Genomic DNA, 12,762 nt, shown 5'->3' with positions numbered 1-12,762 from the left:
TAATATATTTATTAGTACGAAATTACTCGGCAATCATATTATCAGGAGGGACTGCAATGAATCGTGAAAGTGGAACTATATCCATTAATACGGAAAATATTTTTCCTATTATAAAGAAATGGTTGTATTCTGAAAAGGATATTTTCATTCGTGAATTGGTTTCCAACGGCAGTGATGCCATAAGCAAGCTAAAAAAGCTGGTATCGATAGGGGAAGCGGAAGTTGACAGCAATGAAAAATACTACATAAAGGTTGTTGTTGACAAAGAGAAAAAGACTCTTAAGATAATTGACAACGGTATTGGAATGACAGAGGAAGAGGTAAAAAAATATATCAATCAGATAGCCTTTTCCGGAATTAAAGATTTTGTTGAAAAGTACAAGGACAAGACTGACGAAGCCCAGATTATCGGTCATTTCGGTCTGGGATTCTATTCCGCTTTTATGGTTTCAAGCAAGGTCCAAATTGACACTTTGTCCTATCAAAAGGATGCCAAAGCTGTAAGATGGATAAGTACAAGCGGCATTGAGTATGAGATGGAGGACTCTGACAGGACTGAAAGAGGAACTACCATAACCCTTTATATTGCTGAGGACAGCGAAGAGTTCTTAGAGCCGTACAAGGTAAGGGAGACCCTTGTGAAATATTTCTCATTCCTTCCTTATGAGTTGTATTTCGAAGATGCAAACGCTGCAAAGGAAGATAAAAAGGAAGACGGAGAAAATGAGGAAGAGAAGGCGGAAGAACCAACGCCAATAAATGATACAAGTCCGCTTTGGCTAAAGAACCCAAAGGATTGCACAGAGCAGGAATACAAAGATTTTTACAGGAAGGTGTTCTTTGATTTTAATGATCCTTTGTTCTGGATACACCTTAATATGGATTATCCGTTTAATTTGAAGGGAATTCTTTATTTCCCGAAGCTCAGAAACGAGATTGACAATTTTGAAGGAAAGATTAAGCTTTTCTGCAACCAGGTTTTTGTTGCTGATAATATCAAGGAAGTTATTCCTGAATTTTTGATGCTTCTTAAAGGTACGATTGACTGTCCCGACCTTCCTCTCAACGTATCAAGAAGTTTTTTGCAAAATGACGGTTATGTGAATAAGATTTCCACCCATATTACAAAAAAGGTGGCAGACAAGCTTACTTCAATATTTGAGAATGAGAGGGAGAATTACAACAAGTACTGGGATGATATCAACCCATTTGTTAAATTCGGCTGCATAAAGGAAAACAAGTTCTATGAGAGGGTAAAGGATATAATTATCTTCAAGACCACAGGGGGAGAGTATATAACACTCAAAGATTATCTTGAACGCAATAAGGATAAGCATGAAAACAAAGTATTTTATGTAACCGATGAAAAGCAGCAGGCACAGTATATTAAGATGTTTAAGGACAATGACATGGAAGCTGTAATGATGAATACAGTGATAGATAATCACTTCATACAGCTCTTGGAGATGAATCAAAGCGGTGTAAAGTTTTTGCGCATAGATTCCGACTTGAGTGAAAGCATGAAAGACAAAGAAACCGGTGCTGACGAAAACTCACAAAAAGAGATTTCTGAGGCTCTTGAAAAGCTGTTTAAAGAAAGTCTCAATAACGATAAGCTTAAAATACAGGTTGAGGCTTTGAAATCTTCGACACTTCCGGGAATGATTCTTTTGAGTGAACAGGCAAGAAGGATACAGGAAATGAGCAGGATGTATGGCGGATTTAATTTTGGCGGAATGTATGGGGAAGAAGAAACCCTTGTTTTAAACAGCAACAGCAGCCTGATCAAATCTCTTCTGGGCCTTAAAGACAAAGAAGACAAAAAAGAAGATGTAAAGCTTATATGTGAGCACATTTATGACCTTGCAAAAATGAGCCACAAGCAGCTCGAACCGGACGATATGACAAGATTTATTGAAAGAAGCAATTCATTACTTTCAAAACTTGCTTCAGGGCAATAATAAACATTATGAAAAATGTCCTTCGGATTATGAAAGATTCCGAAGGACATTTTTTAAATATTATTATTTGATATTTATATTACGTATTTATTATTTGGACTGATCCTTTGCTCTGATTTCCACTCTTCTGATTTTTCCGCTTATGGTTTTTGGAAGCTCATCAACAAACTCAATAATTCTAGGATACTTGTAAGGAGCAGTTACTTTCTTAACATGATCCTGAAGCTCTTTTACAAGTTCATCACCGGGGGTATAATTCTTAGCAAGGACAACTGTTGCTTTAACTATCTGACCCCTGATAGGATCCGGTACAGCTGTTATTGCACATTCCAAAACTGCGGGATGCTCTAAAAGAGCGCTTTCTACTTCAAAAGGCCCAATTCTGTATCCGGAACTCTTTATAACGTCGTCAGCCCTGCCGACAAACCAGTAATAGCCGTCCTCATCACGCCAAGCCATATCACCGGTGTAGTAGATATCATCATGCCAAACCTTATTTGTAAGCTCTTTGTCTCTGTAATATCCGCCAAACATTCCTACAGGTTTGATTTTGTCTGTTCTTATAACTACCTGACCCTCTTCACCGACTTCACAGGAGTTTCCGTTTTCGTCAAGAAGGTCTATTACATAACCTGCAGAAGGTTTGCCCATAGAGCCCGGCTTCGGTTCCGTCCATGGGAATGTACCCAAGGTTACGGTAAGCTCTGTCTGGCCATATCCTTCCATAAGCCTGATACCTGTTGCTTTATAGAATTGGTTGTATACTTCGGGGTTTAATGGCTCTCCAGCAACTGTACAATATTTCAATTTGCTGAAATCGTATTTGCTCAAATCCTCTTTTATAAAGAATCTGTAAATTGTAGGAGGTGCGCAGAAGGTGGTAACACCATACTTGCATATTACCTCGAGAAGCTCTTTCGGAACAAATTTATCATAATCGTATACAAAAACAGCACTTCCGGCAAGCCATTGGCCGTAGATTTTGCCCCATACGGCTTTTGCCCATCCTGTATCTGCAACGGTAAGGTGTAGTCCTCCGTCAATTACATTTTGCCAGTATTTGGCGGTAATAATATGGCCCAAAGGATAGGTGAAATCATGGCTAACCATTTTTGGCATTCCGGTGGTTCCGGATGTAAAATATAGAAGCATGATACTGTCATTGGTCGGTGCATCTTCACCTGTAGGTCTTTCAAAATTAGGTGATTCGCTTTCGATTTCTTTGTTGAAGTTGTACCAGCCTTCTTTTTCTTTGCCGATAAGAGCCTTTGCCACAACTGTAGGCGATTGCTCCAATGACTCTTCAACATGTTGTATTACTTCATCTTCAGCTACACAAACGATCATTTTAATATCAGCTGCATTGTTTCTGTAAACTATGTCTTTTGTGGTGAGAAGATGGGTGGCCGGTATACAGATGGCACCTAGCTTATGTAAAGCAAGGATGGCAAACCAGAACTCATAACGCCTTTTTAATATCAGCATTACGGGGTCGCCCTTTTTTATTCCTACTCTCTTAAAGAAATTTGCAGTCTTGTCGCTGTACTCTTTTAATTGACCGAAAGTAAACGTTGCTTCGGCACCTTTCTCATCACACCAGACTATTGCAACTTTTTCCGGTGTTTTAGATGCGATTTCATCAACAACATCATAAGCGAAGTTGAAGTTTTCAGGAATGTTTAATTTAAAATTTTCAATAAAATCTTCATACGAGTCAAAATTAACTTTAGACAGGTATTTCTCTAACAACATTTTACATAAAACCTCCATTATAAAATTATGGCCAGGAATCTGGCAGGCTTGCCATTCATAGCCTTCATACCGTGTTTTGCGCTTGAGTCAAAGAATAGGGAATCCCCTTCATTGAGTATAATTTCATGACCGTTGATAATTACTTTCAAAACTCCCTCAATAACATAGTTGAATTCTTGACCCGGGTGGGAATTGTAGTTTATCTCGGCATTGGAATCGGGTTCAACGGTTACAAGGAATGGTTCTATTTTTTTGTTTACGAAATTGTATGCAAGGCTCTGATACTTGTAGTCTTTTCTTCTTTCCACACTTACGCCCTTGTCTTTTCTGACAACAGAGTATGTATGGAGCTTTGGAGCCTCGCCGGTAAGGATTTCGGAAAGCTCAACATCAAATTTGCTGGCAATTTTGAACAACAGGCTGACAGGTATATCCACGTTTCCGCTTTCGTATTCCGAGTAGGTTTCGCTGTCAATGCCCAATTCTCTTGCCAATGTTTCAACGGAGATACCGGAGATTTCTCTTAGCTCCTTTATTCTTTTACTAATTTGCTTAATTTGTTCAGACATGGAACCATCCTTTCTATGTTTATTTTAATAAACTAATCAAAAACGATAATAATACTTATAATATCGTAACACACGATAAGTAAAGATGTAAAGGGAATGAGGACAAGTATGTTAAAGTTTTTTATAAAAATTTATAAGAAAAATTTATTATTGAATTTTACGGGGCAGTTATTTGTGCAGCAAATTGATAAACTCAGAAGAAGCCCTGGAAAGGGGAACATTTTTCATCGTGATGATTCCCAGTTTTCTAGGCGTAACGCTCTCTTTTAGCTTAACTTCAAAAAGGGTTCCTTTTTGAAGCTCATCGGCAACGCTTTCTTTTAGGACCAAAGCGATACCCAGCCCAATTTTTGCAAACTCTACAAGAAGGTCAATGCTTTCTAATTCTATTTCCGGCAAAATGCCAATTCCTTTGGAAGAAAGATAAGAATCGAAATTCCTTCTTGTTGAAGTACCCCGGTCAAGCATAAGGAGGGGATAGGAGGCAAGGGTTTTTATGTCGGTTACTTTATTTTTAAGCTCTATGTACCTGTCGGAGGCCACGAATATATCTTGTACCGTCAAAAAATCTTCTTGGTGTAATTTGTTGTCCTGCACGGGAAGAGTCACGATACCGAAATCAATCAATCCCTTTTTTAATATGTCCTGAATTTGTGACGAGGTTCTGTTTATAACTTGTATTTTAACGCTGGGGTAGTTTTTTATAAATTTTTCTATGTAGGGAATGAGAAAATATTTGCAGACGGTGTCGCTTACTCCGATTCTTATTTCGCCGCTTTCAAGGTTCTGAGTTTGATATATTTTGTGTTCGGCTGTTTTTATAAAATTGTAAGCCTGCTCAATATGTTTAAACAGTATTTCTCCTTCCACAGTAAGCTTTATTTCACGGTTTTTTCGAAAAAAAAGCTTGGAGCCCAGCTTTTCTTCAAGGCTTTTTATGGACTGGCTTACCGCAGACTGGGAGACGTGAAGCATATCGGCCGCAACAGAAAAGCTTTGTGCTTTTGCAGTATGATAAAAAATTTTATACAATTCAAAATTTATATCCATAAGCACCTCTAATACAACTTATTAATATTATTAATTTTACTTATTTATTTTATCATATTATAATGTATTTGTATCCGTAAAAATGTCGAAAAAATTAATTTGAAAGAGGTACTGGTATGGTTAAGATTGTAAGAAGAGTTTTTGTTGAAAAGAAAAAGGGGTTTGATTTGGAAGCCCAAAGAATGTACAGGGATTTGAAGGAGAACTTGAGAATCGGCGGACTTTCCGGTGTTAGGATAATAAACAGGTATGATGTTGAGGGAATATCCGACGAAGAGTATGAAAGTGCGAAAAGGACTATATTTTCCGAACCGCCGGTGGAAGAGGTTTTCGATGAAACCATAACTATAGATGAGAAAGACAAAATAGTTGCTATAGAGTATTTGCCCGGGCAATATGACCAAAGGGCGGATTCTGCATCCCAATGTATTCAGATACTGACCCATGGGGAAAGACCTGAAGTCAAGGTAGCAAAGCTTGTTGTGCTTCAAGGGGATGTGTCGGCTAAAGAATATGAAAAAGTAAAGAATTATCTGATAAATCCTGTGGAATCCCAGGAAGCATCCTTGATAAAGCCAGAAACTTTGGATGTGGAAGTGAATGTCCCTGAAGATGTAAAGGTTTTAGATGGATTTATAGAAATGAATCGCGACCAACTTAAAGATTTCGCAGACAGCATGGGTTTTGCAATGTCTTTGGAAGATTTGGAATTTTGTCAGAAGTATTTCAGGGACGATGAAAAGAGAAACCCTACCGTTACCGAAATAAGGGTTATTGACACCTATTGGTCAGACCACTGCCGTCATACCACGTTTCTTACAAACATTGAAAATGTGGATATTGAAGAAGGCAGATTTACAGCTCCCATAAAGGATGCCTATGAAAAATATCTTGAATCGAGAAAGCTTGTTTATGGCGATAAAGAAAAGGATATCTGCCTTATGGACATCGCAGTGATGGGCATGAAGGAGCTAAAGAAAAAAGGAATGTTAAAAGACCTTGATGAGTCTGAAGAGATAAATGCATGCAGTATAGTAGTTGATGTGGATGTAAACGGAGAAAAAGAAGAGTGGCTTGTGATGTTCAAAAACGAAACTCACAATCATCCTACAGAAATAGAGCCTTTTGGAGGAGCTGCCACTTGTCTTGGAGGTGCCATAAGAGACCCGTTGTCGGGAAGGTCTTATGTGTACCAGGCCATGCGTGTAACGGGAAGCGGCGACCCGCGTACCGCTATAGAAGACACATTACCCGGCAAGCTTCCTCAAAGAAAGATAACAACAGAGGCTGCCCAGGGTTACAGTTCCTACGGAAACCAGATAGGTCTTGCCACCGGACAAGTTGCAGAAATCTATGATGAAGACTTTGTGACAAAGAGAATGGAAATAGGTGCGGTAATAGGTGCTGCTCCGAGAAAGAATGTAAAAAGAGAAAAGCCCAAGGCAGGAGATGTAATCATACTTCTTGGCGGAAGGACAGGCCGTGACGGCTGCGGAGGAGCTACCGGTTCTTCAAAAGAGCATACGGAAGAATCTTTGCTTGCCTGTGGAGCTGAAGTTCAAAAGGGTAATCCCTTAACAGAAAGAAAAATTCAAAGGTTGTTTAGAAAGCCCGAGGTCAGCACCATGATTAAGAAGTGCAATGACTTTGGAGCGGGAGGAGTATCCGTTGCCATAGGTGAGCTTGCGGAAGGGCTTAGAATTAATCTCGATGCAGTGCCTAAAAAGTATGAAGGGCTTGACGGTACTGAGCTTGCCATTTCAGAATCTCAGGAAAGAATGGCAGTAGTGGTGGCAAAAGAGAATGTGGATGCCTTTATCAAAGCTTCAAGAGAAGAAAACCTTGAGGCTACGCCTGTTGCAGAAGTGACAGATGACAGAAGGCTTGTAATGTACTGGAGAGACAAGGCTATTGTAAATATTAAAAGGGATTTTCTTGACACAAACGGAGTAAAACAGTATTCCAATGTTTCGGTTACCGCTCCTTCGGAGGAAGGATACTATTTTGACAGCATTCCCAAGGAAGCTGAGGATTACTCAAAGAATATTTACGATGCGTGGGTTCGAAACCTGCAGAGACTAAATGTGTGCAGCCAAAAAGGGCTTGTGGAGAGATTCGACAGCACTATCGGTGCCGGAACAGTGCTGATGCCTTTTGGCGGAAAGCTTCAGCTGACCCCTGCAGAAGGAATGGCGGCAAAGATTCCGGTGTTGGACGGGGATACAAATACCGGTACACTTATGACATTTGGATACAATCCATCCATTGCAAAGTGGAGTCCGTTCCACGGGGCGATGTTTGCTGTGATAGAATCTGTGGCTAAAATTGTTGCCATGGGAGGCAATCACAAAAAAATCAGATTAACTTTGCAAGAGTATTTTGAGAAGCTGGGAAGCGACCCCAAAAAGTGGGGCAAGCCCTTTAGTGCATTGCTTGGTGCATATTATACCCAGACAAAGATGGGCATACCTGCCATCGGAGGAAAGGACAGTATGTCCGGAACCTTTAAGGATATGAACGTACCTCCGACTTTGGTTTCCTTTGCTGTTGCAACAATGGATGTGAATTATACAGTGTCTTCCGAATTTAAAAGAGCAGGAAGCAAAGTAGTTTTGGTTCCTCTGAAAATTGATGAGAAGGGATTGCCGGATTTTGCCCAGCTGGATAAAAATTATACAACAATACATGAAATGATTATGAACAGAAAAGTGCTTGCGGCCCACACTGTAAGAAGCGGTGGAATTTCCGAAGCGATAAGCAAAATGTGCTTTGGAAACATGATAGGATTTAAGTTTGAGGCATCAATAGATGCAAGAAGGCTTTTTGAGCCGCTTTACGGGTCTATTGTGCTTGAAATGGATGAAAGCAGCAATTTGGACGAATTGTTAAAAGGCATAGAATATGAAGTTTTGGGGTCTACCCAGGAGAAAAAATCAATTGAATTTGGAGATGTAAGCCTTGATATAGAGGAGCTTTGCCAAAAATGGCAGGAACCTTTGGAGAAGGTTTTCCCAATAAATGCAGAGTCTGTAAACGGTGCTCCGAAGCAGTATAAATTTGAAAAGAGAAACAGTATAAAGCCGTCCGTTTCGGTGGCAAGGCCAAGAATATTCATGCCGATATTCCCGGGAACCAACTGTGAATATGATACTGCCAAAGCTTTTGAAAGGGCTGGCGGTGTGGTGGACATGCTCGTTATTAAAAATCTTACTTCCACCGAGATAGAAGAGTCTATAGGGGAGATGGCAAAGAGAATTGACAACTCCCAGATTGTGATGATACCGGGAGGATTCAGCGGCGGTGATGAGCCCGACGGTTCAGGAAAGTTTATAGCCACGGCATTTAGAAACCCAAGAGTAAAAGAAGCAGTTATGAGGCTTCTTAAGCAAAGAGACGGACTTATGCTGGGTATATGCAACGGTTTCCAGGCTCTTATAAAGCTTGGACTTGTGCCGTATGGTGAAATCAGAGACCTTAATGAAGACAGTCCCACTCTTACCTTTAATACAATAGGCCGCCACGTTTCGTGCATGGTAAGGACAAAAATAACATCAACCCTCTCTCCGTGGTTTAACAATGTAAATGTTGGTGATGTTCATACCATAGCTGTATCCCATGGAGAAGGAAGATTTGTGGCAAATAAAGAAGTGCTTGAGATGATGGAAAAGAATGGCCAGATAGCAACCCAGTATGTTGACCCGGACAATAATGCAACCTATGACATAAGGTTTAACCCAAATGGCTCTTTCGAGGCTATTGAGGGTATAACAAGTCCTGACGGAAGAGTTTTGGGTAAAATGGGGCATTCCGAGAGAATAGGAAGCAATGTTGCAAAAAATGTACCGGGAGATAAGGACCAGAAGCTGTTTGAAGCCGGTGTAAACTACTTTAAGTAAGATTTCCCTAAAAAAGCTGAAAAATTTTTATGTAGTATTTTAAAAATATATGTTATAATCAAAAGGCATAGATAGAGAGAGGGTTTTTCAGACTTTTATAAGGGGTGAGGTAATGAACTGAATAAAATAATTGGGAAATATCTTCCGGCAAAAAAGTTTACAATTTTGACACAATTGGGTCAAAATTAAGCGCTAAAATAATTTTGATTTAAGTAGAAATTTGTGGGTTGTTAAAAATTTAAGAAAAAGGATGAATTAATATGAAAAAAGCAAAAAGTATAATATTAGTTGTGAGTATAGTGGTAGTGCTGATTGCGGGTTTGTCGGCGGCGACATATTTTTTGTTAAAACCCATGTTTCAAAAAGACGGTGGTTCCAATTCTGATTACTCTATCAGTACTTCACCGCTGACGAAAGAAGAAGCAAATAAAGTAATAGCTGAAGTAAATGGAGAAAAGATTTTGTACAAAGAATTTTATTTCTTGTACAGCCAGCAAGCTGCATATTATGGTCTTACAGATGAGGATTCCCTCAGTGACGATATGAAGGAAATGTTAAAGACTATAAAAAACGAAATATTGACTCAGTTGATTCAGCAGGAGATTGCAAAGCAAAAGGCAAAAGAGGCAGGATATACGGTAACGGATGAAAAGCTTGCTGAAGCCAAAGAGTCGTTTGATAAAATGATTGAAGACATTGCGGAGCAATTAAAGATGGCGAATCCATCCGAAGCAGAGACAACAGATTTTGTTAAACAAGCTAAAGACTATGTGAACAGTGAACTTGATGCCATGAAGATTTCAATGGATGAATATATTGAGCAAACTGCCGAATATATGCTTGTTACAGAATTTATGGAATCTATAACAAAGGATATTGACGTGACCGATGAAGAAATCCGAAAATATTATGACGAACAGTTAAAGGTTCAAAAAGATAATCCCGACGAAGCTGCGTATGCAAGTATCCAATTGATTCAGCCGGCAAGTTCAAGGGTAAAACATATATTGATTGGTTTGTCCGATGAAGTAAAGAACAAATACAACAGTTTGAAGTATGAAGAAGGAAAGACAGAAGAAGCTGAGGCGTATCTTAATGAAAAGCTTGAGGAAATCAAGCCGAAGGCACAAGATGTATTAAACAAAGCTAAAAACGGTGAAGACTTTGAAGCTCTTATAAAAGAATTCGGCGAAGACCCGGGAATGGAATCGGAAGAATACAAGGACGGATACACAGTTTCAAAAAACAGCGGATTTATAGAAAGTTTTGAAGAAGCTTCTTTAGCTCTCGGAGAAGGTGAAATATCGGATCTTGTTCCGGGTCCTTACGGATATCATATTATAAAAGTGTATGAGAAGACTCAGGAGAAGCCATATACTTTAGAAGAGAAGAAGTCGGAAATAAAGGAAATGTTGCAAAGCGATAAGAAGTCAACATTCATGGATGAAAAGATGAAAGAATGGGAAAATGCTTCCACGATAGTAAGGCATGACGATTTGCTGTAATTTTAAAATAGAAAATCCTGGCGGTTTGGACTGCCAGGATTTTTTATTTGGCAATTATATAATCGATATTCGGTTTTCCTGCATCCAGAAATCAATCTGGATAAGGTAGGCAAGCATTTGAGGCTGTGCCATCAACTGACCGAACCAAGGATTTGAATTGTCTGAGCTTCCTTCTGCCATAGCTCTTACCTCTTTAACATTAATTAGCTGATGAAGAGGAGAACTTATATCGTTTAATATTTCCAGTATCCACTTGCTGACCGCTTTTTTGTATGAAGGATTATGAGTTTTGGGATATGGGCTTTTCTTTCTCTCGATTATATAATCGGGAACAATACATTTTAAAGCCTGCCTTAAAAGACCCTTTTCTCTTCCATTGTACATTTTTAAATCCCATGGAATATTCCATACATACTGTACCAGCCTGTGGTCGCAGAAGGGAACCCTTACTTCAAGGCCTGATGCCATACTCATGCGGTCTTTTCTGTCAAGAAGGGTGGACATAAACCAGTTGATGTTAAGATAGAATATTTCTCTTCTTCTATTTTCAATCCTGTCTTCTCCTTTTAGCAGCGGAACCTCGCTTAAAGTTTCCCTGTAGCGTCTTTCGATATATTCTTCAGGCTTTATCAAATTCAAAAGCTCCTTTGACAATATCTTTGTCCTTTCGTGTACCGACAGGGACCATGGAAACGTATCGGCAAAGAGCATATGTTCATTGTGAAACCACGGATATCCGCCGAATATTTCGTCGGCACATTCACCGGACAGAGCCACCACCGCACTTTTTTTCACTTCACGGCAGAAAAGAAACAGGGATGAATCAATGTCTGCCATTCCCGGCAAGTCTCTTGCCTTTACTGCATCAATTAAGGCATCTGCCAGCTGTGGCGTATCGAATTTTATATAATGGTGGCATGTATTAAAGCTTTCACTCATTTTCTTTATCCAGGGTTCATCCGAATTTGGCTGAAACATGCTGGGTTTAAAGTAGATATCATTGTCTACATAATCAATAGAGAAAGTATGAAGCTGTCCTTTGCCCTGAGTTTCAAAAGCTCTTGCTGCCACAGCAGTAATGGTACTTGAATCAAGTCCGCCCGACAAAAAGGTGCAGACCGGAACATCTGCCACGAGCTGTCTCGTGATGGCGTCTAACACCAAGTCTCTGACTTTGGAAATGGTAGCTTTTTCTCCGTCGGTATGGGGGTAGCTTTCCAACGACCAGTATTTTTGGATGTGTATTCCATTGATATCAAAGAGCATGGAATGAGCCGGCTTAAGCTCATAAACATCCTTGAATACACCGTGCCCTGGCGTTCGGGCGGGACCTAGTGCAAAGATTTCTGCCAGACCTTCAGCATCCAATTTGGGTTCTACAAGGGGATTTGCCAACAGTGCCTTTAACTCAGAGCCAAATATCAAGGAATCTCCTCTTTGGGCGTAGAACAGCGGTTTTACACCAAATCTGTCCCTGCCCAAAAAAAGACTTTTTTTACCTTCATCCCAAATTCCAAAAGCATATATTCCATTCAGATATTCGACGCATTTTGTGCCCCATTCAATGTAAGAAACCAGTAGAACCTCTGTGTCCGAGCTGGTGAAAAATTCGTGGCCTTTAGACTTTAGCTCGTCACGCAAATCCGCAGTATTATAAAGCTCTCCGTTGTATGTAATAACATACCTGTTTTCGCCTTGATTTCGAACCATGGGTTGAACTCCGCCTTCAGGGTCCACGACTATCAGACGCTTGTGGGCAATAAGCGCATTGGGAGAAATCCAGCTTCCCGATGCATCGGGGCCACGAGGCGTCAACCTTTCAATCATTGAATTTAATACTTTTTCTTGCTCGGTCAAGTCTGCTTTTAGATTTATCCAACCTGCAATACCGCACATATAAATATCAACTCCTAGCATTAGATAAAAACAAAAAGGTGCCCCATAAGCTTTCGGCACCTTTGCCGGACTTGAAATTAAGAAGTCCTTCATACAAGTAATATATGCCAAGAGGGCTTGTCTTGTTACCATT

At 39.8% G+C, this 12,762-nt stretch carries 7 protein-coding genes; 3 read left to right on the top strand and 4 right to left on the bottom strand.

The annotated features are described in order from the left end of the window. Positions 1-56: 56 nt before the first annotated feature. Positions 57-1,961, top strand: a complete 1,905-nt coding sequence (gene htpG / locus PLH43_RS02700; RefSeq protein ID WP_324359817.1) for a molecular chaperone HtpG — start codon at positions 57-59, stop codon at positions 1,959-1,961. A 90-nt stretch (positions 1,962-2,051) separates the two neighbouring features. On the opposite strand, the gene PLH43_RS02695 is transcribed toward htpG, so the two are convergent. The 3 genes from PLH43_RS02695 to PLH43_RS02685 form a co-directional block, all read right to left on the bottom strand. Further along, a complete protein-coding gene (locus PLH43_RS02695) occupies positions 2,052-3,710 on the bottom strand; it encodes an AMP-binding protein (RefSeq protein WP_324359847.1) in 1,659 nt (552 codons plus the stop codon). A 20-nt stretch (positions 3,711-3,730) separates the two neighbouring features. After that, positions 3,731-4,282, bottom strand: coding sequence for an XRE family transcriptional regulator (locus PLH43_RS02690; protein WP_324359814.1), 552 nt, complete (start codon positions 4,280-4,282; stop codon positions 3,731-3,733). Between the two features lie 168 nt (positions 4,283-4,450). Beyond that, positions 4,451-5,332 carry a LysR family transcriptional regulator gene (locus PLH43_RS02685; RefSeq protein ID WP_324359812.1) on the bottom strand — a complete coding sequence of 294 codons (882 nt, stop codon included), beginning with the start codon at positions 5,330-5,332 and terminating at the stop codon, positions 4,451-4,453. Between the two features lie 116 nt (positions 5,333-5,448). Between PLH43_RS02685 and PLH43_RS02680 the strand changes: the two genes are divergently transcribed. Beyond that, positions 5,449-9,228, top strand: a complete 3,780-nt coding sequence (locus tag PLH43_RS02680) for a phosphoribosylformylglycinamidine synthase (RefSeq protein ID WP_324359810.1) — start codon at positions 5,449-5,451, stop codon at positions 9,226-9,228. Positions 9,229-9,488: 260 nt separating this feature from the next. Beyond that, complete coding sequence (locus tag PLH43_RS02675; RefSeq protein ID WP_324359808.1) at positions 9,489-10,733, top strand: peptidylprolyl isomerase; 1,245 nt, start codon at positions 9,489-9,491, stop codon at positions 10,731-10,733. A gap of 54 nt (positions 10,734-10,787) precedes the next feature. Here the strand turns inward: PLH43_RS02675 and asnB are convergent, their stop codons facing one another. Then, complete coding sequence (asnB, locus tag PLH43_RS02670; RefSeq protein WP_324359806.1) at positions 10,788-12,629, bottom strand: asparagine synthase (glutamine-hydrolyzing); 1,842 nt, start codon at positions 12,627-12,629, stop codon at positions 10,788-10,790. Positions 12,630-12,762 lie beyond the last annotated feature (133 nt).

Origin of the sequence: Acetivibrio sp. (assembly GCF_035371925.1) — a bacterium.
Taxonomy (GTDB): domain Bacteria; phylum Bacillota; class Clostridia; order Acetivibrionales; family Acetivibrionaceae; genus Hungateiclostridium.
The sequence above is the reverse complement of the archived record's forward strand: the minus strand, read 5'-3'. Positions and strand labels throughout refer to the sequence as shown.